The sequence below is a fragment of the Streptomyces sp. NPDC002403 genome (assembly GCF_053593015.1).
On sequence record NZ_JBSFBQ010000017.1, the window covers coordinates 145090 to 165182 of the forward strand.

General features: G+C 67.7%; 22 protein-coding genes and 5 pseudogenes. 10 read left to right on the forward strand and 17 right to left on the reverse strand.

Features of this window, described 5'->3' with window-relative positions; genetic code table 11:
• Positions 1–107: 107 nt before the first annotated feature.
• The gene (locus tag ACWCPY_RS20680) at positions 108–980 is read right to left on the reverse strand and encodes an aldo/keto reductase family oxidoreductase (protein WP_451266934.1); all 873 of its coding nucleotides are present in this window, start codon (positions 978–980) and stop codon (positions 108–110) included.
• A 142-nt stretch (positions 981–1122) separates the two neighbouring features.
• Between ACWCPY_RS20680 and ACWCPY_RS20685 the strand changes: the two genes are divergently transcribed.
• Positions 1123–1560, forward strand: coding sequence for a winged helix-turn-helix transcriptional regulator (locus tag ACWCPY_RS20685; RefSeq protein ID WP_451266977.1), 438 nt, complete (start codon positions 1123–1125; stop codon positions 1558–1560).
• A gap of 62 nt (positions 1561–1622) precedes the next feature.
• Here ACWCPY_RS20685 and ACWCPY_RS20690 read toward each other — a convergent pair.
• Positions 1623–1739, reverse strand: a pseudogene (locus tag ACWCPY_RS20690) (type I restriction endonuclease subunit M); the annotation flags it as partial.
• Positions 1740–1744: 5 nt separating this feature from the next.
• Between ACWCPY_RS20690 and ACWCPY_RS20695 the strand changes: the two are divergent.
• Positions 1745–1873 carry a hypothetical protein gene (locus ACWCPY_RS20695; protein WP_257548903.1) on the forward strand — a complete coding sequence of 43 codons (129 nt, stop codon included), beginning with the start codon at positions 1745–1747 and terminating at the stop codon, positions 1871–1873.
• A 232-nt stretch (positions 1874–2105) separates the two neighbouring features.
• On the opposite strand, the gene ACWCPY_RS20700 is transcribed toward ACWCPY_RS20695, so the two are convergent.
• On the reverse strand, positions 2106–3443 hold the full coding sequence (locus ACWCPY_RS20700) for an aminotransferase-like domain-containing protein (protein ID WP_451266936.1): 1338 nt from the start codon (positions 3441–3443) through the stop codon (positions 2106–2108).
• Positions 3444–3531: 88 nt separating this feature from the next.
• On the opposite strand from ACWCPY_RS20700, the gene ACWCPY_RS20705 reads away from it, so the two are divergent.
• From ACWCPY_RS20705 to ACWCPY_RS20715, 3 genes and pseudogenes are all read left to right on the forward strand, one after another.
• The gene (locus ACWCPY_RS20705; RefSeq protein ID WP_451266938.1) at positions 3532–4155 is read left to right on the forward strand and encodes a DJ-1/PfpI family protein; all 624 of its coding nucleotides are present in this window, start codon (positions 3532–3534) and stop codon (positions 4153–4155) included.
• A 105-nt stretch (positions 4156–4260) separates the two neighbouring features.
• On the forward strand, positions 4261–4779 hold the full coding sequence (gene cynS, locus ACWCPY_RS20710; RefSeq protein ID WP_451266940.1) for a cyanase: 519 nt from the start codon (positions 4261–4263) through the stop codon (positions 4777–4779).
• A 112-nt stretch (positions 4780–4891) separates the two neighbouring features.
• Positions 4892–5227: pseudogene (locus tag ACWCPY_RS20715) on the forward strand (helix-turn-helix domain-containing protein); the annotation flags it as partial.
• A 246-nt stretch (positions 5228–5473) separates the two neighbouring features.
• On the opposite strand, the gene ACWCPY_RS20720 reads toward ACWCPY_RS20715, so the two are convergent.
• Both ACWCPY_RS20720 and ACWCPY_RS20725 read right to left on the reverse strand, forming a co-directional pair.
• On the reverse strand, positions 5474–5833 hold the full coding sequence (locus tag ACWCPY_RS20720) for an ArsR/SmtB family transcription factor (RefSeq protein ID WP_451266942.1): 360 nt from the start codon (positions 5831–5833) through the stop codon (positions 5474–5476).
• Complete coding sequence (locus ACWCPY_RS20725; protein ID WP_451266943.1) at positions 5830–6276, reverse strand: SRPBCC domain-containing protein; 447 nt, start codon at positions 6274–6276, stop codon at positions 5830–5832. Before ACWCPY_RS20725 ends, ACWCPY_RS20720 begins: the two co-directional genes overlap by 4 nt.
• A gap of 222 nt (positions 6277–6498) precedes the next feature.
• On the opposite strand from ACWCPY_RS20725, the gene ACWCPY_RS20730 reads away from it, so the two are divergent.
• Positions 6499–6897, forward strand: coding sequence for a hypothetical protein (locus tag ACWCPY_RS20730; RefSeq protein WP_451266945.1), 399 nt, complete (start codon positions 6499–6501; stop codon positions 6895–6897).
• Between the two features lie 17 nt (positions 6898–6914).
• On the opposite strand, the pseudogene ACWCPY_RS20735 reads toward ACWCPY_RS20730, so the two are convergent.
• The 3 genes and pseudogenes from ACWCPY_RS20735 to ACWCPY_RS20745 all read right to left on the reverse strand — a co-directional run.
• Positions 6915–7825, reverse strand: a pseudogene (locus ACWCPY_RS20735) (IS630 family transposase); the annotation flags it as partial.
• Positions 7826–8072: 247 nt separating this feature from the next.
• Positions 8073–8252 (reverse strand): annotated as a pseudogene (locus ACWCPY_RS20740) (IS701 family transposase); the annotation flags it as partial.
• A 136-nt stretch (positions 8253–8388) separates the two neighbouring features.
• Entirely contained in the window at positions 8389–8946 is a 558-nt protein-coding gene (locus ACWCPY_RS20745) for a GNAT family N-acetyltransferase (protein WP_451266947.1), read from the reverse strand.
• A 413-nt stretch (positions 8947–9359) separates the two neighbouring features.
• Between ACWCPY_RS20745 and ACWCPY_RS20750 the strand changes: the two genes are divergently transcribed.
• Positions 9360–9875 (forward strand): GNAT family N-acetyltransferase, encoded by a 516-nt coding sequence (locus tag ACWCPY_RS20750; protein ID WP_451266949.1) that lies wholly within the window; start codon positions 9360–9362, stop codon positions 9873–9875.
• Positions 9876–9940: 65 nt separating this feature from the next.
• On the opposite strand, the gene ACWCPY_RS20755 is transcribed toward ACWCPY_RS20750, so the two are convergent.
• The 6 genes from ACWCPY_RS20755 to rpmF all read right to left on the reverse strand — a co-directional run bounded on the left by ACWCPY_RS20755 (position 9941) and on the right by rpmF (position 15595).
• On the reverse strand, positions 9941–10303 hold the full coding sequence (locus ACWCPY_RS20755; RefSeq protein WP_451266951.1) for a hypothetical protein: 363 nt from the start codon (positions 10301–10303) through the stop codon (positions 9941–9943).
• Between the two features lie 218 nt (positions 10304–10521).
• Positions 10522–10974 carry a DUF5707 domain-containing protein gene (locus ACWCPY_RS20760; protein WP_451266953.1) on the reverse strand — a complete coding sequence of 151 codons (453 nt, stop codon included), beginning with the start codon at positions 10972–10974 and terminating at the stop codon, positions 10522–10524.
• Positions 10975–11081: 107 nt separating this feature from the next.
• Complete coding sequence (locus ACWCPY_RS20765) at positions 11082–12485, reverse strand: alpha/beta hydrolase (RefSeq protein WP_451266955.1); 1404 nt, start codon at positions 12483–12485, stop codon at positions 11082–11084.
• Between the two features lie 50 nt (positions 12486–12535).
• A complete protein-coding gene (locus ACWCPY_RS20770; protein ID WP_451266957.1) occupies positions 12536–14143 on the reverse strand; it encodes an ABC-F family ATP-binding cassette domain-containing protein in 1608 nt (535 codons plus the stop codon).
• A 28-nt stretch (positions 14144–14171) separates the two neighbouring features.
• Entirely contained in the window at positions 14172–15254 is a 1083-nt protein-coding gene (locus ACWCPY_RS20775; RefSeq protein WP_451266959.1) for a radical SAM protein, read from the reverse strand.
• Positions 15255–15283: 29 nt separating this feature from the next.
• On the reverse strand, positions 15284–15595 hold the full coding sequence (gene rpmF, locus ACWCPY_RS20780; RefSeq protein WP_451266961.1) for a 50S ribosomal protein L32: 312 nt from the start codon (positions 15593–15595) through the stop codon (positions 15284–15286).
• Between the two features lie 433 nt (positions 15596–16028).
• Between rpmF and ACWCPY_RS20785 the strand changes: the two genes are divergently transcribed.
• Complete coding sequence (locus ACWCPY_RS20785) at positions 16029–16280, forward strand: hypothetical protein (RefSeq protein ID WP_451266981.1); 252 nt, start codon at positions 16029–16031, stop codon at positions 16278–16280.
• A gap of 39 nt (positions 16281–16319) precedes the next feature.
• Complete coding sequence (locus tag ACWCPY_RS20790; RefSeq protein ID WP_451266963.1) at positions 16320–17150, forward strand: DUF2785 domain-containing protein; 831 nt, start codon at positions 16320–16322, stop codon at positions 17148–17150.
• A 95-nt stretch (positions 17151–17245) separates the two neighbouring features.
• Here the strand turns inward: ACWCPY_RS20790 and ACWCPY_RS20795 are convergent, their stop codons facing one another.
• The 3 genes from ACWCPY_RS20795 to ACWCPY_RS20805 form a co-directional block, all read right to left on the reverse strand.
• Positions 17246–17821 (reverse strand): hypothetical protein, encoded by a 576-nt coding sequence (locus ACWCPY_RS20795; RefSeq protein WP_451266965.1) that lies wholly within the window; start codon positions 17819–17821, stop codon positions 17246–17248.
• A gap of 63 nt (positions 17822–17884) precedes the next feature.
• Positions 17885–18778: an oxygenase MpaB family protein gene (locus tag ACWCPY_RS20800; RefSeq protein WP_451266967.1), complete on the reverse strand. Its 894-nt coding sequence runs from the start codon at positions 18776–18778 to the stop codon at positions 17885–17887.
• Between the two features lie 24 nt (positions 18779–18802).
• The gene (locus ACWCPY_RS20805; protein WP_451266969.1) at positions 18803–19675 is read right to left on the reverse strand and encodes a 4-hydroxybenzoate octaprenyltransferase; all 873 of its coding nucleotides are present in this window, start codon (positions 19673–19675) and stop codon (positions 18803–18805) included.
• Positions 19676–19845: 170 nt separating this feature from the next.
• Here ACWCPY_RS20805 and ACWCPY_RS20810 point away from each other — a divergent pair.
• Positions 19846–20093 (forward strand): annotated as a pseudogene (locus ACWCPY_RS20810) (ISAzo13 family transposase); the annotation flags it as partial.

The window sequence follows — 20093 nt, forward strand, 5'->3', positions numbered from 1 at the left end:
TGAGGGCGAATCATCCCGCTCCGGCCCCGATCGCGCGAGGGTGCCCGGGGCCGGAACTTGAACGGTGGCTTCGGTCTCGGCTGGTGAGCCGTTCAGCTCTGGGGCATTCAGCGGCCGATGTCGTTCAGCTCGGCCAAGTCCCCATGAGAGAGGGAGAGTCCCGCGCCGGCGATGTTCTCGCGCAGGTGTGCCGTCGATGACGTGCCGGGGATGAGCAGGATGTTCGGTGATCGCTGCAGCAGCCAGGCCAGTGCGACGGACATCGGTGTCGCCTCCGATCGAGCGGCGACCGCCGAGAGCACCGAGGACTGAAGCGGGGTAAAGCCCCCGAGGGGGAAGAAGGGCACGTAGGCGACGCCGTCGGGGGCGAGCCGGTCGATGAGCTTGTCGTCGTGGCGGTGGGCGAGGTTGTACATGTTCTGCACGCACACGATCGGCGCGATGCTCTGTGCCTCGGTGACCTGCTCCTCGGTGGCGTTGCTGACCCCGAGGTGGCGGATCAGGCCCTGCTGCTGGAGTTCGACGAGCGTCTCGAACGCCTCGGCGAGCGAGCCGGGCTGGGGACCTTCGGCGTTGCCGAGTCGGAGGTTGACCAGGTCGAGTACGTCGAGCCCGAGGGACTTGAGGTTGTCGTGGACCTGGCGGCGCAGATCTTCGGGCCGCCGGGCCGTAGGCCAGCCACCCTGTTCGTCGCGGGTCGCGCCCACCTTGGTCACGATGTGCAGCGACTCGGGATAGGGACGCAGTGCCTCGCGGATCAACTCGTTGGTGACGCGCGGCCCGTAAGCGTCGCTGGTGTCGATGTGGGTGATACCGACATCGACCGCTTCACGCAGAACGGCCAGGGCACCCTCGCGATCGGCGGGCGGCCCCATAACCCACGGGCCAGCCAGTTGCATGGCGCCGTAACCGAACCGGGTGACGGTCAGGTCACCCAGAGCCCAGGTGTCGCCGGGAAGAGAGAGGGAGGACGTGCTCATCTTGTTACCTTTCGTCGTGCACTTGGGGGGGTGGCGCTTGCTGCCTCCCTGCATCAGCATTGGAGAGAAACTTCCTGTCGGGAAGTAGGCACTTTAGAGTGCGTAACCCACCCATTGGTGAGAGGTGCGATCAGTGACGACGATGAAGGCGGCCCAGAAGAGGGCTCAGGCCAAGGTGGAGCACAACGCGTTCCTGGCAGAGTGCCCCAGCCGGCAGTTGCTCGACCGAATTTCGGACAAGTGGGTCGTCCTGATCTTGTGTGCGCTGGGCGGCGACAACAGCCCTCGCCAGCCCGGTGCAGCACACGCAGACGCTCCGAAGGCGATGCGCTACTCCGAGATCTCTCGTCTTCTGGCCGGGGTCAGCCAGAAGATGCTGACCCAGACGCTACGCTCGCTGGAGCACGATGGTCTGCTCACCCGTACCGTGACGCCAACCGTCCCTGTCACCGTCTCCTACGAGCTGACCGACCTCGGCCTCTCGCTCCACCACATGACGCGCGGGCTCAGAGACTGGGCGCAGACGCACATGGCCGAGGTCCTCGCAAACCGCGAGAACTACGACTCTCGCACGTCCTGACGCCTCACATCCAACCGTCCAACAGCACTACATTCATCGGCGCTACACCCTCAAATGCGAAGAGCCGTCAAAGGTCGGCGGGCGTCGTGTTCGGACAAGCCGTCGAGTTTCCAGAGCAGCGCCTTGCGGTGCCGCCGCAGTCTCCCGTGCAGGTTGTCTTTCGCGAATTCATCGATCATGCGGCATGAGCCTGCCATGGGCTGCTCGTGGTCTCAAGATCCCGTACGTGGTCCGCAACGACTGGCAGAGCCGCGGCCTGGCCATGGCCGCCGCCCTGACCTGCTACAAGAAGCTCGCGAAACTTGCCACGTGAGATGACCTCTAATAAGGCGGAGGGCAGCCGTAACAACTGGGATGATCCAGCATTGAGCCTTTTCAGTGTTGCCGCTCCAGGATGAGGGCGGCTGCGTCAATTGATGACTTTCGATTCGGGCTGCACCGGGCCCTGCGGAAGATCGGCCACGAGGATTCCGCAGGCCCCCGGCGCCGACGACCTTTCGTGGGCAGACGCCGGTGCGGGCAGGAATCGGCTGATCGAGGGGCGCTCAAGCGTCCGCGTCCTCGACAGCGACTCGTCGCACCGTACGCAGCGTCGACCGGAGGCTGTCCAGATCGGTTGAGCCCAGGGCGAGGCGGATCGCCTGCGGTGTGTGCATGGTGGTGGTGAACGGCTCGGCCGTGGTGACCGAGATGTGCTGACGGGCGAGGGTGGCGGTCAGACGATCGGCCCGTGCCTCGTCGGGCAGCGGCAGCCAGGTGAAGTAGGACGAGGGGTGGCTGATGAGTGGGAGCCCTGCCAGCTCTTGTCCCGCGAGTGCTTGGCGTGCCTTGGCGTCGTCTCGTTTCTGCGCCTCCAAGTGGTCCACCGTGCCGTCGTCGAGCCAGCGGCAGGCGATCGCGGTGGTGAGGGCCGGGGTGTTCCAGATGGTCGCCCGAATCGCGCGTTCGAGCGACGGCACCACAGACAGCGGGGCGACGACGAAGCCGACCCGCAGGCCGGTGGCGACACTCTTGGACAGTCCCGAAACGTGAACGGTGATGTCCGGCGCGGTTGCGGCCAGCGGTGGTGGTGGGTTCTCGACCAGGTAGGCGTAGGAGGCGTCTTCGATGATGAGCGGCCCGTACTGTCGAGCGATCTTGATCAGGCGGGTTCGATCCGTTGCCGGCATGACCCAGCCCAGAGGGTTGTGCAAGGTGGGCATGGTGTAGATCGCGCGCACAGGGCGGGTCGCGCACAGCTTCTCGAGGGCATCGAGATCCGGTCCGTCGGCGGTTGCGGGTATGGGCTCCAGGTCGAGATGGAAGGCGTGCGCGAGCACCTTGAAACCCGGGTAGGTGAGTGCGTCGACCGCGACGACGTCGCCGGCGTCGAGCGCGGCCACAACGGTGATGGCCAGGCCGTGCTGCGCACCGTTGGCGATGAGGATCCGGTCCGCGTCGGTGGTGATTCCGCGACGTCTCAGGTGTCGTGCGATCGAGGCTCTGTCCTGGGGGCGCCCTCGATGGGGTTGGTAGCGCAGCAGCGAGTCGAGATCGCCGGAGGTGGCCACCTCGCGCAGGGCCTGCCGGAGGAGATCGGCCTGTCCCGGCAGCGACGGATAGTTGAAGTTGAGGTCGACCGCGTCGGTGGCGACGGTCTGTTGGTCGATGCCGTGGCCGGCGGGAACCGCGATGTCACGCACGAACGTGCCGCGGCCTTGTTCCCGGCTCACCAGACCCATCGTTTCCAGCTCGGCGTACACCCGGGTCGCGGTCACCACGGCGATGCCCTCGCGGGCGGCGAGCCCGCGGTGTGTCGGCAGCCGTACGCCCGCGGCGAGCCGCCCGGTCCGGATGTCGGTGGCAAACGCGTCGACCAGTGTTTTGTACCGCAAGGCTGCCATGCACCGGATTGTATGCATGACAATTCTTTGACTGTCCTGTTCGCGGCTCCTTACCGTCAAGACCCACCCACCCGGAAGGACAGCCGCTGTGCACATCGCCATCCTCACCTTCGAGGGCTACAACGAGCTCGACTCCCTGATCGCGCTCGGTGTGCTCAACCGCATCAAGACCGACGACTGGCGAGTCACCGTCGCCACCCCCAGCCCGAAGGTGACGTCGATGAACGGGGTGGTCATCGAGCAGATGTCCACTCTTGAGGAGGCGTGCACCGCTGACGCCGTGATCGTCGGCAGTGGCATCGCCACCCGCGAGGTCGTCGAAGACCCGGCGATCATGCACATCCTGCGCAATCTGGACCCCTCGCGCCAGCTCATCGCGGCGCAGTGCTCCGGCGCGCTCGTGCTGGCCAGGCTCGGCCTGCTCGACGACATCCCCGCCTGCACCGACCTGATCACCAAGCCCTGGGTCATCGCCGCCGGCGTCGAGGTACTCAACCAGCCCTTCTACGCCAAGGACAACATCGCCACCGCCGGCGGCTGCCTGGCCTCGCACTACCTCGCCGCCTGGATCATCGCCCGCCTAGAAGGCAAGGAGGCCGCCGACGGTGCACTGCACTATGTCGCCCCGGTCGGCGAGAAGGAGGAGTACATGGAGCGCGCCTGGCGCAACATCACCCCCTACCTGCCCGCTCCCGCACTGGCGCTCGTCTGAACACCAGTCGCAAGCGGCGACCGGCCGGAAAGCTCCCTCGGCAGCCTGGCCGGTCATTCGCGGCCCGACACCTACCGGACCCTTGGGCAGGGAAGTCCCGAAGCGATGAACGACGCGGGAAAAGACGCGGCGTACGGCGGCGCACAACCGGCGCCGAGCAACCACCGACCGGGCATGAATCGCGACGAGGTATCGGCTGCGGTTGTCTCCAGCAGACTGGCCAGGGGCTTCACGCGGCAGCGGCTGGCTTACGCGATCAACCGGCCGCTGATGTGGACCACCGCGGCATTGCTCGGGCAACATCCACTCCCAGCCCACAGTGCACGTCGGGTCGCCGAGCTGCTCAACCTGCCTGCGGAAGCTGTGCCGGTGCTCGCCGCCGTTCCGTATCGCAGCGGGCTTCCCACCGCGGTACCGGCCCATCCGACGATCTACCGGTTCCATGAGGCGCCGCAGCTCTATGGCCCGGCCTTGAAAGAGCTGATCCACGAACAGTTCGACGATGGGATCATGAGCGCGATCAACTCCAAGCCGGACATCGGGCGCGCGACCCACGACGGGGCCGGGCAAGTCGTCATCACCCTCAACGGGAAGTTTCTGCCCTGCAACTGGCCCAGGGGCTGAGGTCTTCCAGCGCGGCCACTTCGGATGGCAGGGGCATGACCACAACGTGTAAGGCTCCCGCGCTCGTTCAGGGAGGCGTTCGAAGTCTCAACCCACCAGTATTGGAGCCTTGTTGGTCCCACATCATGCTGCACTCGACCTTCCGCACGCCTTGGTCGAGCGGGTCACGATGCTCATCGTCACCCACGGGGGTGACCGGCGGTGCAAGCTCCCGCCGCACCAGCGCGCCCTGGTCACTCTGGTGTACCTGCCCAAGCACGAGCCCTTCGCGCAGATCGCTGCCGGGTTGCGGATCCCGGTCGGAACCGCACACCTATACGACCACGGTCATCGAGCTGCTGGCCACCCGCGCGCCCGGTCTGCTGCGCGCTCCACGCAAGGCAAGCCCCGGGTTCGTACTGCTCGACCTCGCCCTGGCGAATGCGGCCGTCTCGGCGACGGCCGCGCCGCCTGCACGAGGTCGAACACCTGGGGCATCCGCATGGACATGGGCGTAGCCAAGGCGTATGCGATGTGCGCGAAGTAAGTAGCCGAAGACCAAGCGGTCCGACACAGGCACCCCTTCCCGGCACCATTCGAACGCGGGGAAGGGGCGCTGCCGTCCTGCTACCCCGCCGTCTGACCCTCGCGGGATACGGGGGTCAGACGGCGACGGCGTCCGGGGCGTGCAGGGCCTCAACTACTCGCACTCGACCTAATCGGCTTGCGAGTCCCGCTCCGCCGCCTCGGCGACCTGCTTGATGTGTGCCAGCCGCCGGTCCCAGTCGGCGGCGAGCGAGGCCATCCACTGCGCCGTCGCATCGAGCGCCGCGGGCCGCACCGTATAGCGCACCTCGCGCCCGATGCGGCCGCCGCTCACCAGCCCGGCGGCGCCCAGGACCGCAAGATGTTTGACCACGGCCTGACGCGAGACGGGAAGGTGTTCGGCTAGCGTCGTCGCGGTGGCCTCGCCCTTGGCGGCAAGCAGTTCGAGCAGCCGGCGCCGCGTCGGGTCGACCAGAGCCGCGAGGACGGAATCGACCGCTTCGACGGCGCTGCGGGGTTCGTCACTCACGCGGAGGGCTGTTCGGCGCGCGTCTTGAGCGCGTCGAGTTCCTGGTGCCAGCCGCCGCTGTTGTCCCTGACCGCCTGGCCGCGCAGTTCCTCGGTCCCGGCCAGTGTCGCGAACCCGCTCTCGACCACGCGCAGCCGCGTCTTGTCGTCCTCCGGTGTCAGCGTGAACTCCACGAGGGTGCTGTTGTCCTCCCGCAGTTCTTCTCCGGGGAACGCGCTGGCCCAGCGGTAGGCCAGGTAGGTCGGCGGCTCGACCTTCTCCACGCGCACCGGGAAGTCGCCGTACTCCGGGTTCTTCGCCAGCAACTCCTCGCCTTCCCTGGCCACGGTGCCGGGCAGGCTCGCCTTGTCGGCCACCCAGAAACCGGGCTCGGCCACCAGCGACCAGACCTGCTCCAGGGACGCCTCGATCAGGGTTTCGCGTTCGATCCGGTCCTGGCTCATGAGGGGCTCCTTTTATGGTCGGCATTTGATGCAACTACAGAGTTGCACATTGCCCTACCGGGTGCAACCTGAGAGTTGCGCCTCGATCGGGTCCGCCGACAAGTGCTCTGACCATGAAGGTTCGCCGGGTTGCTTGGAGGGTGGATGAGCTGCGACGACTCCCGATGATGGAGATCCGCCCCATAGGATCTTGAGCTCAGGCACGGATGTCGGAGGGCGACGATGGAACAGCCGCGGATACGTCTCGGCAGCGATGATGTGTGGCTGGAACTGACTCGGACCGATGGGGACAGCTGGCGGATCACCGCAGATTGGTCCTCCTGGCTGACAGCTGACTTCACTGCGGATCTCAGCGCTGCGGAGGTCGTGGACTTCGCGGCGCGGATGCTCTCTCGCCTGCGCGCGCCGTCGGGTGTGCGCTTTTCGGCGGCGATGACTCCCGGCCGGAACAATCCGCTGACGTTGAAGGCGGAGCCGGTCGGGAACGGTCTTGCCTTCTTCGTGCGCCTGACTCCCAACGGCGACGACGACGTGTGTCACTTGCAGATGGAGATCGATCCGATCGCCACGTGGGAACTTCATGAGATGTTCAGTGCGCTGCACGCGGCACTGATGGTCTGACCGCCCGGAACGTCTGGTCAGGCCGCCGTCGTAAGCGGGCGTCCGTCCCGGCGAATGCCCTTCTCACTTCGGATGCGGGCCCGTTCCCTGCGTTCGGCGGCCAGGACGTCGCGGTGGCGGGCGTTGGCGTTCGCCACCGCAGGTAGGCCTGCGGGGCGCGGGTCTGGACGGTGTGGTTGGGGTGGTTGGAGTTGGCGATGGTGAACTGTCTCAGCGGGCCGAAGTGCGCCTCGATCGGGTTGGCCCACGAGGCGTAGGTCGGGGTGAAGCACAATTCGGCCTTGTGTTTCTTCGCCCAGCGACGGATGTCGGTGCCCTTGTGGGCGGACAGGTTGTCCAGGATCACTGATCGGTGCACCGTCCGGCCGGGCGGCGGGGATCGATTTCAGCGCGGCCAGCGCGTTCCCGGCGCCCTTCTTGCGGCGGTTGACTCCCCACAACGTGTCGTCGCCGTCCGAGTAGCAGCCGTGGAAGCACAGGACTTCGTGGGTGCGGTGGTAGGTGGCGGGCAGCCGGTCGGGCTTATGCACTCGGCCCAGCCCGCGCCTGCGGTGGGGCGGATGCCGAGCGGGCCGAACTCGTCGATGGCGAAGACCCGGTCCGGGAAGCGGTCCAGCACGTGCTCGATGTGGTTGAGCTCGGCTTCGCGTTCCGGGTCCGGGGACTCCTTCCAGGTCTTGGTGCGCTGAAAGGTGATGCCGCGACGGGCGAGCAGGCAGCGTAATGCTTCGCGGCCGATGCGGATCATCCGGCCGTGGGCTTGGCACAGGCAGGAGACAAGTCAGCGCAGCGACCATCGGGGGAAGGGCTGGCCGAGCTTGGCCGGTCGGGTGATGACCGTCTGGATGACGAACCACTCGTCGTCAGAGCCGAGCAGGCGGGGACGGCCTCCCGCCCGCTGAGGGTCCAGGCAAGCCAGGCCGATCTCCAGGGTGGGGTCGGCCTCGATCGCCTGGATCAGGGGCTGTTCACGGAAGAAAGCCACGGCCGCCTCCCCGGCGTGTTCGGGCACCAGGGTCCTGGCCCGCTCGGCGAAGTGGTGGAAGCACCGCGTGGACGGGTAGCGGTCAGCGAAGGCATGCTACGCCGTCCATGTGTCAGCAGCCCGGGGGCCTCGGCGGCGCGGGGTGTGCCGAGCCGAGGTCGAGGATGACGCGCGGGCCGCCGTGCCGTGGCAGCCGCCGCAGCCCGTACGGAGTGTTGTGGCCCACGTGCTCGGCCATCTGCCGGCTGTTCTTGCGGCCCACCGGACCGAGCAAGCCACGCACGTGGATCCGCACCCGCCCCCGCGGCTCGACCCGGCCGGGCCGCTCCCCCGCCCGCAGCAGCCACGAGGCCGACTCGGTATCCCGCAGACCAACTTCGATATCGCTCTCCGCTTCCTTCGGGGTCAGCGAATGTGCCTCGATCCGCTATGCCAACACCGCAGAGCCTCTCTCGAGTCACCGCTGGAGCAATGGCCCAAGTGGATCCGCGCTGTCGAACACGAGCTCAAGCGGGCGGCGAGACCGAAGTCCACACGCCGAACCACTGCTCGGCGCCGTACGCCTCAAATCGCTCAAGCTCGGTGAACCCGAGCTTCGCCGCGAGGCGCATCGAGCGGGCGTTGGCGGTCTGGGTGTAGAGCACCACCGGCTCACCGGGAAGCGCGCCGGCAAACCAGTCGAGTGCCGCTGCGCATGCCTCGGTGGCGTACCCGCGCCCCCACGTCTCCGGCAGGAACAAGTAGCCGAGCTCGGTCTCCCCGGCCTCCCGGCGGTTACCCGGACGCTCGGGGTCTTGCGGGTCGAGCTGGATCGTGCCGATCGTCGCTCCGTCGACCTCGACCACGAAGAAGCCAGGGCGCCGCCCGGGTACCTCGGGCACCGTGCGTTCGAGCTCGGCACGCGGTCGAGGTCCACCCAGGTAGGTGCCCACCTCTGGCGAGGCGTTCAGCTCGATGACCGCTTCGCGGTCCCGGGCCTCGGACTCGCGGAGTACGAGCCGCTCGGTCCTGATCGGGGCAGGTGGCCAGGCGAGGGCTCTGTGGTCGGCTCTGCGGTCGGTCATGCCGACCAACCTAACCAGCAGGCTCAGCAGCGATCAATACTCGCCGACCGACCAACGCACCGGCCCGGGGCCTCACCCTCACCAACGGGGCAAGGCCTCACAAGCCAGACGTCCCTCCTCACCGATTGGTATTCGCTAGCACCACCCGCGCTCACGCGCACGGCAATCGCTACGAGGTCGACGCGCTGCTGAGGGCCCACGAGTCGAGCCCTTCTTCGACCCCTTCGACGCCTTCGGCCTGTCGTTCCTGCGGGTCCGCGCGAACGGCCAGGACGCCGGGACCGCTCTGCCCTACCGGCTTTGCCTGCCGGGCCGGCGAAGGGCCGCTTCAGGCCGCGCAAAGAAGACACGAGACCTGCCGATCGCCGTCATGTCGGATCATTTGAGGAGTCCGGCGAACCAAGGAGAAGCCAATGCTGTTGCGCAACGTCCAACTTGACGACGTCGATGCATACGTCAGAATGCGGTGCGATCCCGCCATGATGGCCGACCTCGGCGGGCCACTGCCACGCGAAGGCATGAAGGACAAAGTCCGACGAGACGTCCACAGGGCAGCGGCAGATCGCGACTGGATCAAGATGATCATCCCTGACCCCGCCGCCCCTGAAATCGTGGCAGGAACAGTGACCATATGGTCCCACGACGCCGAGGACGGGCCCATGTCGGAGATCGGATGGATGGTCCTGCCGGAGTTCCAGGGACGCGGACTGGCCAAACTCGCAGTCCGCGCCTTGCTCGACCAGGCACGAGACGAGGACCGCTGGGGGCTCGTGCATGCATTTCCGGCAACGAGCAACAGCCCTTCGAACGGCATATGCCGATCCCTCGGCTTCCGGTTCATCGACAAACGAAATGTGGCATTCGCGGACCGAGTTCTACAAGCCAACCACTGGGCCATCAACGCCAACACTGCCCTCACACGAAGGTGACGTCCGGACACCTGGCTGCCAGGTGACGCTCAAAGCCCACACGAGCCGCCCCGACACCTTGCCGATCAAGACGCCACACTCACCGGCAACAGCCCCGTTGGGATCGCTCCCAGCGCTGTGTTTCGACCTCGTTCGTCGGCATCCTCAGTGCCGTACCCGTCGGCATTCTCAGTGTCGCTCAGCAATCGGTACCCGGCACCCTCCACCACGTCGAGATCTGGCTGCACGACCGCGCCGTCGAGGACTGGCGGTGGCTCCTCGAAGACCTCGGCTGCACCCTCCACCGAAGCTGGAACAACGACCGCAGCTGGAAATTCAGTCCCACCTACCCCGTCCTCGAGCAGTCCCCCGGCCTCACCAGCGACAGCCACGATCGGCGCCCCCGGCCTCAACCACCTCGCGTTCCACATCGACACTGCCGACCGCATCGACCTGATCGCCGACAAGCCCCGCGAGAGCGACTGGACACTCCTATTCCCCGAGCTCCCCCCTCACGCAGGCGGAGACCACCAGCACACCGCCTACCTCGAATCGCGCGACGGCTTCGAGATCGAGCTCGTCGCCCCCTCCTGTTCACCTCTGCCGGAGCAGTGCGGACTGGCACGCGTCGTCGGCCGCACGGCTCTCGACCATCTGCGCGTCCGGGTCACCGCACGATGAATCCGGCCGCTTCGGTGTCCAGGATCGTGGTGCCGTCCTGCGCGGTGGCCAGGACGGCGACGTGCCAGGAGCCGCGCGGGAACGACTCGGCGTCGGCGCCGGTGACCTCCGCGGTATAGGTGCAACGCATGGTGTCCTGCCCGGAAGACGTGCAATCCGCCTGCTCCACTGCGGCCATGTCCTTGGCGGTCAGCCCCTTCTTGGCGAAGGACGAGTTCTGCGGCCAGGCCAGCACCTTCACGCTCTTGACATCGGAGGGCGCCGTGACATCGGTGACGAAAGCCAGCGATCCGGCTCGGTCCCCGTCGGGAGCGGTGTAGCGGGCGGTGCTGTGCGTCAGCGCCAAAGGCTGCTCCGCGGCCTGGGCGAAAGCGAAGACGCCGGCACCACCGAGAAGAATGACACCGGTGACAATGGACAGGGCAGCGCGTCGGGACACGAGATTCTCCGTAACAGTCTCAGGACTGAATCGGCTCGGCGCCACTGCGGTGTGACGCTCCACCGATCCTCCCCGCGCGAGGATTCGCCGGACATGAGTGCGCATACTCAACCCGACCTGAGCGATCCGACCGGATCACATTCTTCTTTCGCCACACCACCGTGCAGTCCACACGGTACAGGGCTGTACTGAACGTCTCGGCTCAGCAGACGGCATAGCCAACGGAAGCGGGTCCGACGGGCGTCTCGGGAGACTTCAGCGTGTGGCGCCAGTTGATCGAAGCCGTGAAAGCCGCCTGACCATATGTGCAGCTCAGCATCTCCGCCGGCTTGCCAGATGCGCGTCGCGTACTGGATGCATTCGTCACGAAAGGTCTCTGCAGCGCCGGCGTCGACATAGGCGGGCGGCAACTGGGACAGGTCCGCTGCGCGGGCGGCCGCGGCATAGTACGAGACCTGCGAGCGCTCCCCTTCCTTGCCGAGAAGAGCGCTCCAGCTGAGGCTGTTGGCGCGGCGGTCCCACACGCCCAGTCCGGTCATCTGGTGTGCCGAGGGAGTGTCGTTGCGGTCGTCGAGCATGGGGCACATCAGCAACTGGCCAAGGATGGCGGGACCCTTTCGGTCGCGGGCCATCAGGGCCAGAGCAGCCGTGAGGCCTCCGCCGGCGCTTCCGCCGACGGCGATGACTCGTTGGCGGTCCACTCCGAGTGTGCCGGCATGGTGGGCGAGCCACGACAACCCGGCGTAGCAGTCCTCGATCGCCGCTGGGTACGGGTGCTCAGGTGCCAGCCGATAGCCGACGGACACGACCGCCAGCTCGAGGGGCTCAGCCCACTCATGGAGGATCGCCTGCATTCCGGTGCGGTTGGACCCACCGATCATGCCTCCGCCGTGCATGTGGTAGACGACCGGCGCTTGTTGGCACAGGCCGGTGGGGCGAGCGAAGAGGAGTGGGACGTCCGGTGCTCCGTCCGGACCGGGGGCGAGGAACTCTTGGATCTCGAACCTGCCGTGGTCGCGCAACTCCTTGAGTGAAGGGTCTGTCGTGGCGAGCTGCGCACGCCACCGGGGGATGTCGTCAGCCGACGCCGGCGCGTTCTCCTGGGGCGCACCCAGGTTCTCCAACTCTGCGTAGAGTTCGCGGGCGAACGGCACGGGTGGGGCCGTGAACTGCGTCTGATTTCGATTGATGTTCATCTTCTGTCCTCTCGATGTGTTCGCCGAAGATCTCGGAATTGAGTCGACAATGCCGTGGTCCAGGTACGACCTCGTGATGGAAGAGCGGTCGATCGGTTGGCTGCCGCGGAGGGTATTGATGCCGAGCACCACCAGGTCACCCGGCCGTACCTGACGCTCACCGAACTCGCTGTGGAGGATGGTGGAGCCCCCGCAGGTGAAAACGAGGCGCACCCAGCCATACGCCATGGGCGCCAAGGCACCGGTGAGCGTGTGATCGCACGCATGGATCGACGCGTGAACAACGGCGTGTGAAGGAGGAGGTGGGTCAATCATGTGAGGACCCGCCTCCTGGTTCGCTTGTCGTATTGCCTGACCCGAGACGGTCAAATGCCCAGATCTTGGCGCTGATGCATCCGCCCGTCTCTGCCGAGCTCGATGATGGTGTCGACGCCGATCCGTTCGAGGAACGCGAAGTCGTGGCTGACGATGAGGAGCGCGCCGCGGTACGCGTCGAGGGCTTCGGCGAGTTGCTCGACGCTGGCGATGTCGAGATTGTTCGTCGGCTCGTCCAGGATCAGCATCTGGGCAGGCGGTGCGGCTAGAAGGAGCCGGGCGAGCGAGACCCGGAATCGCTCCCCGCCGGAGAGTGTGCGGACGGGGCGGTCCACGCTGTCGCCGCGAAGGAGCAGCCGGGCGAGCTGATTGCGGATGGTGCCGGCCGGCGTGTCTGGGGCGACAGCCTGCACGTTCTCCATCGCGCTGGCATCGTCATCGAGCCCATCGAGGCGTTGCGGAAGGAAACCGATGAGTTCGGTGACAAGGCGGCCGTGCGGTCGGCCCGGATTCGGCTCGGCACGCTGAACGAGCTGCTCGACCAGGGTCGACTTCCCGGCACCGTTCGCGCCGACGAGCGCCACCCGTTCCGGGCCCTGAATCACGACGGTTCGGCCCTCATCCTCCAGTTCCGCCAGCCGTCGTCCGCGTGGGACGTCCGGATCAGGCAGGACGAGATGGATGTGCTCCTCGTCGCGGACGCGTGCGTCCGCGACATCGACGGCGGCCTGCGCGGCTTGGACCTTGTTGTCGAGAGTGGAGCGCAGTGATCCCGCGGATGCCTGAGCCTTGCTGGCGCGGTTGCCGGCGAGGATCTTCGGGATGCCACCGTCCTTCTGGGTCTTCTTCCCTGTCCGCTCACGGCGCGCCAGCTTCGTCTCCGCCTCGATGCGTTGCCGTTTCTCGACCTTGAGCGCCTGCTGAGCCGAGCGTGCGGCCTGCGCCGCGGCCGTCTGCTCCTGCTCCTGGTGCGCCTTCCATGCGCTGTACGGGCCGCCGAACGTGTCCAGGGTGCCGCCGTGGAGCTCGGTGGTGTTGTCCATGCGCTCCAGCAGTTCGAGATCGTGGCTCACGACGACGAGCGTCCCGGGCCACTGGTCGACGAACTCGGCAAGCTTGGCGCGCGTGGCGCGGTCGAGGTTGTTGGTGGGCTCGTCGAGCAGCGTGATCGGGGTGCGACGGATGCGCAGCCCGGTGATCGCGATGAGCATTCCCTCTCCGCCGGAGACCTCGGCCACGCGGCGGCCGAGGTCTGCGGCGGAGAACCCGATCTGATGCAGCGCTTCGTCGGCACGGGACTCGATGTCCCAGTCGTCACCGATGGCATCGAAGTGGCGTTGGTCGACATCTCCGGACTCGATCGCCTTCATCGCGTCGAGGATCCCGTGGATGCCGAGCAACTCGGCGATGGTGGTTTCCTGTTGCAGTGTGAGCGCCTGCGGCAGGTAGCCGACCTCGCCCAGGGTGGCGATGTGCCCGGCAGTCGGCTGCAGGTCACCGGCGATGAGCCGGAACAGGGTTGACTTGCCGGCGCCGTTGCGGCCGACAAGCCCGGTTCTACCGACAGTGAAGGTGCCGTTGACACCGGCGAGCGCGGCGGTGCCGTCCGGCCACTCGAAGCTCAGATCGCGCAGCGTGACAGCGGACTTCGTAGACATAGGCAGTGCTTCTCTCTTCTCTCGCCCGTCAATCAACGGGCGTGACGGGGATCAGTTCTGTGTCGACCGGGGCAGCCCCCAGGGAGGGCGTGGCGAAATACCTCGCGTGCAATTGCCCGCAGGCGGCGTCGATGCCCGCGCCGAACTGACGCCGTCTGGTCGCGTGCACGCCGCACGCGGTGAGCCCGCGCACGAACTGGTCCACGCGGGTCGAGGACGGTGCACGATGCTCCGGCAGCGCGCCGGCCGCCTCGTTGTAGCGGATGACGCTGACGTGGAACAGCTCGGGCCTGGAACGTCGATGGACCAGCTCAGCGAGGGCAGCGCGGTGGTCGTCACTGTCGTTGACGCCGGCAATGAGCAGATAGGCCAGGTAGACCTTGCGACGACTTGCGGCAACGTGCCGGTCGAGGATGTCGAGGCTCTGCGCGAGCGGGAACGTCTCCTCGAGCGGAATGATCCGCGCCCGCTCCTGCGGAAACGGCGAGTGCACCGAGAGCGTGATCGTCACCTGCGGGTGCTCATCCACCAGGCGTGCGAGATTCGGTGCGAACCCGACCGTAGAGACCGTGACCCGTCGCGCGGACATGCCGGCGTAGGCGGTGTCGGTCAGCAGCGTCAGCGCGTCGAACACATACGGGTTGGCCAGCGTCTCCCCCATGCCCATGAACGCGACGCTGGCCGGCCTCGGCAGGCCCGCGCGCGTCCAACACGGATGCATCACCTGCGCGACGATCTCGTCTGCCGTGAGGTTGCGGATCAGGCCGACCGCCCCAGTGGCGCAGAAGGTGCAGCCCAGACCGCATCCGGCCTGCGACGAGATGCACATGGAGTCCCATCCGGCCCGATAGTGCGAGACGACGGTCTCGATCCGCGCTCCGCTGTCCGATGCGAACAGCACCTTCTCGACCTGCTCGTCACGTTGCACCTCCAGCGCAGTCAGTGGGTGCAGGCGCGGCCCGAACCGCTCCGCGAGATCTCCGCGAAGGCGCGCAGGGAGGACGTGGACGTCGGCGAAGGTCTCGGCCGTCGAGCTCTGCCACGCGGTGATGAGCTGGTGAAACCGGAACGCGGGCATGCCCGTCTGCGCGAGGTGATCGCGAATGCGCATCCAACGGCTTCTCGCGGTCGGAGCGGTGCTCATGCGTCACCATCCGTAGCAGGCAAGACCTCACGCCCCCGGTAGAAGCCGCAGTGCCGGCAGGCGCGATGCGCAGGCGCGGCCTTGCCGCAGGCGGGATTCGTGCAGGCGGTGAGAGCCGGAGCACCGGTTTTCCAGCGCGCTCGGCGATGACGAGTGCGCGAACGCGAGGTGCGATGTTGCATGGCAATGCCCTTCGTGAACGGGTTGTGGGAGCCAGCGGAACTGGCAGAACAACCGACCACGGGGCCGTGTGTCGATGCGGCGAGAGGTGCGAGCGGAACCGGCAAAGAGCCACGCTCCTGCGGCATGGGAGCCGCTACCCGAATGCCGGGCAGCAGGGGGTCGCATACCTGGCAGGTCGTAGTCGCGCGTTCGCAGTCATGCACCCGGGACCGAGGTCGGTGCGATGCGAACGTGCCGGCGGAATTCACGCGGCAGTGTCAACGCCCAGGAAGGGCGGACTCACTCGCGTACGTTGAGAAAAGATCGTTCACTGATGTGGACGAACGCCCACACGAGTGAAAGCCACCGGCAGTTCGGTGGCTAGATCCTGTCTACCTCAATCAGTCCCATGCTCTCCAGCCTATCAGCTGTGCGTTGCCAGTCAGTACGCACATGCCATGCTGACGGCGACCAGGGACGGCAGGGTGAGGGAGAGGCGACCGTGGGAGCTCAGCACTACGGCGCCGACAACGAGAACGGCGACTGCATCGACGCCCCTCCCCCGAGGACGCGCTGTTCATGGCGATCAGCGACCTCAACGACTCCGACGACACCTTCGTGGTCGTCCAGTCCGACGAGGACGACCGCGTCTGGTTCGCCTCGGTGACCGTCGAGGCGTGCAAGGCGTGCAAGGCGCGAACTCCCGCAGCCGACGGTCAGACGCGGTCAACGTGGTTCCATGTGTGGTCATGGGGCGAGCGTGGCGAGGCGTACTGGCAGGCGGTCCCCATTGGGTCCGGGCCACCTGCTCGCCCCGCATCCATCCGATAATCGGTTGCCTTGCCGGGGACCCTCCCGGATGGTGAGGCAGTGACCAAGACCGACGACAGGCCGCCGATCGACTCGGCCCGCTGGCTGTACCTCTACGAGAACGACTGCCCCGCTCCGGCAGTGGCCGAACTGCCGGCCCTCGCCACCGAACTGGCCGAGGCCCTCCGCCATCCCGACCCGGATATCCGCGACGGCGCTCCCTACGTGGTGCTGCGGACGTGGATCCAGCGGGACGTCATCGACAAACCGCTGCGCGCCCAGCTGGGTACCGTGATGGCCGACCGGTTCGACGACCCCGAGATCCAGGCGCGCACCTTCGCCCCGCTCGTGCTCGACATGATCGTCGGTCGCGGCGACTTCGACCCAGCATGGCTCACCGCCTTCAGGAGCTGGTTCCCGGCCGAGACGGACCTGCGCGGGTACGACCCCAAGCTCGGCTGGCTCCACGCCGTCGCGCACGGCGCTGACCTGCTGGGCGCCTTCGGGCTCCATCCGGAGGTCGACCCGAAGGAGATGCTCGCGCTGGCGGCGGAGCGGCTCGTGGTTCCGACCGACGAGCTCTTCGCCCAACAGGAGGACGACCGGCTCGCCCAGGGCATCGCCCGCACACTCACCCGGCCGGAACTGTCCGAGGCCGAGGCCGTCGGCTGGCTGGACGCGATCGAGACGGACTTCGCCGCCGGCCGGCGCGGCGCCCCCACCGTGGCCGCGCACACTTCCAACGCCATACGCACGCTGCGGATGCTGTACCTCCTCGCCGACACCGGGGTCCGGATCGACGGTGCCCCCACCCCCGGGCGCCCGCCGCACGCGGAGACGCTGAAGCGGCGTCTGACGGAGGTGCTGGCCCTGACCTTCCAGGGGGCGTGACGGGCGGGTGCCACCGCGTGGTGAGGCACGTGGCGCGTCCCACCGGCAGGCGCCCGACAGCCAACCAGACGGGTCATCGAGTTGCCGAACACGCCCTAGTCGTTGAGAAGGGGGCTGTGGCGTTCGGTGAGTGGGCCGACGCCGAGATCTTCACGCATGAGCTTGCGCATCTTGGCGGCTGCTTTACCGCGTGCCTCCCAGCGGGCGCGATCCTCCGGACTGCTGACAGCAGTGCCGTCGATGTAGCCGTCGCAGATGCGTCGCAGGCAGTGGAACACGCTGTTGGAGGCCTGGACGACGGGTTGGGGCGCGATGAGCCACATCCGTTCTGACGCGGTACCCATGCCTGAATCCCGAAAGGCATCGCGCAGCGCGAGCGCCCGCTCGCCGTCGGAAGGGTGCTCTCGCTCGGCCAGGGCCCGCAGGGTCTCGCCCAGGGCCTTCACGGTGGTGGTGTACTGCGTGTAGATGTCGAGCCGCAGCCGAAGGGCTTCTTTCGCGTCCTCGCGCTTCCAACGATTGCGGTCGGCGACGAGAGTGGCGACGATGCCGATCGCGGCCCCGGCCAGGGTGGAGAGCAGTGGCAACCAGTCCATGCGGGCCAGTTTGGGCCATCCCGTGACGACGTCACCAGGGGTGGCTTCGTTCGCGTTCCAGCGGTTCTGGCTCATTTTCCGTGAAGCGGACATGTTGCACGAAGCGCGCTGCTGCCGGGCACCTCGAAGATCTCGATGTCATCCCTGTCGCGCCCCCGCCAGTCGCCCCCGTGCGGCGGCCTGGATCAGGGAGGGCCCGAGCCCCCACTGGAGGGTGCGTCCGACGGCCGTCGCCAGGGGCCGGTCCCAGCCGGTGCGGACGAGGGCCGGGCGGTGGATGCCGAGTTCGGTGCGGGCCCAGTCGGGGAGGAGGCCGACCGAGGCGTTCGTGAGCAGGCTCACGACCAGCCGCTCCCGTCGTGTACGCCCGAAGCGGCGGAGGAACAGCACCGAGTCCAACGCGGCCGGAGTGGCGTGGAGTTGTGGGCGAAGGCGAGCCAGGTACCGCTCGGCTTCGAGGGACGTGCGCGGTACGTTCCGTGCGCCCAACGCCTCCGCCACGGGGGCGACTTGGCGGTAGTAGGCGTCGCACTCGGCGGGGGTCAGTCGGAGCGGCCGGGGTGCGTAGGCCTGGTGGCCGGCGAGGAAGCTGCGTACCTCAGCGGTGTGCACCCAGGTGAGCAGGTCGGGGTCGTCCGCGCGGTACGGCCGGCCGTCAGGGGCGGTGCCGTGCACCCGGGTGTGGATCCGCCGGACGACGTCGATCACCTCGCGGGCGGCGACCGAGGAGCCGAATGTGGTCGTGGTGATGAACCGTACGGTTCCGTTCAGCCGCCCGACCGGATCGGCGCGGAAGTCGGAGTGCTGGTCGACCCCCGCCATGGCCAGCGGATGCAGCGACTGGAGCATGAGCGCGGCGAACCCACCGGTGAGCATCCCGGTGGCCTGCCCGTGCACCCGCCACACCGGATCCCCCGGCGCGATCCCGAACAGCCCGGGATCGCCGGGCGGCCCCGCGTACCGCTCCAGCTTGAGATCCCCGCCGTGCATGGTCGCCGTGAGTTCCGCCGCGATCCGTTCCCGCAGTCCCACCAGCACCTCCAGGATCCGTATCCCTCAGCCAAGGGTACCGACCCTCCCGGCGAGCACGGCCACGAGGATGAGCAGTCCGCACAGAGGGTTGGTGGCGAACGCCCGCCCGCAGGCTCCGGCATCCGCAGGGTCGGCCCGCCATACCTGCCATCCCAACTGCCCCGCGACCACGCACAGTCCGGGCCAGTACAGCGGCCCGAGCCCGGCCACGATCCCGAACCAGGCGAGCAGCACCACACACCCCGCGTACACGCCGCCCACCACCATCCGGCTACGCCGCCCGAGCAGCACGGCGGCCGACCGTACCCCGGCCCGCACATCGGCCTCCCGGTCCTGGCAGGCGTAGATCACGTCCGTCCCCACGGCCCAGCAGATCAGCGCCCCGTACAGCACCCCTCCCCTGAGTCCGAGCCCTCCGGTGAGCAGGCCGTACACCAGTGGCACCGTCCAGTTGATGGTGATCCCCAGCCACACATGCGGCCAGTGGGTGACCCGCTTCATATACGGATACACCGCCGCGAGGGGCGCCCCGGCCGCCGCCCACACCACGGCCTTCACACTCCAGAACCCCATCACCAGAGGTGCGACGGCCCCCGCCACGACACACAGCACCAGTGCCCGCCCGGCCGCCAGCCGCCCGGAGGCGACGGGCCGCCCCGCCGTACGCGGCACCTGCGCGTCGAACCGCGCGTCCAGCACATCGTTGAGCCCGCAGGCGGCCCCCCTCGACAGCACCCCGTACACCAGGAGCAGCAGCCCGAGCAGGCCCCCGTCCCGGGGCCCGGCGATCGCTGCCAGGGCGATCCATCCGGGCACCACCAGCAGCCACGCCCCCACCGGCCGGTCCAGCCGCAGCAACTCCAGATACGGCCGCACCCCGGCCGGGGTCCGCCCCACCAACCGGGCGGCACGGCCTAGAGTCGGGACTCGGGCCGGAGCTCGTGAGGCGACGGTCATACCGATTCATGTCCATTTCCGGGGGAGGGTATTGAATGCCGATCAGACCAACCTAAGGGCTTGCAGGGAATCAAGGTGTTGCTTCCCGTTCTGTGGCTCGTTGGTGTGGTATGCGCATGCCGGACGAGACTCGTAGCCAACTCTTCGTGAAGTTTGCGGTGTTGTTCCCGCATCTCGACGAGCGGCAGCGTCGGTTGCTGCTGGCTGCCGAGGCCCGTGCCCTGGGGCACGGCGGCGTCCGGGCCGTCGCACGGGCGGCCGCGGTGAGTGAAACGACGGTCCGCAAGGGCGTGCTCGAGCTGGAGGCCGGCGAGGAACCCCTGGGCCGGGTGCGGCGTCCGGGCGGGGGACGCAAGCG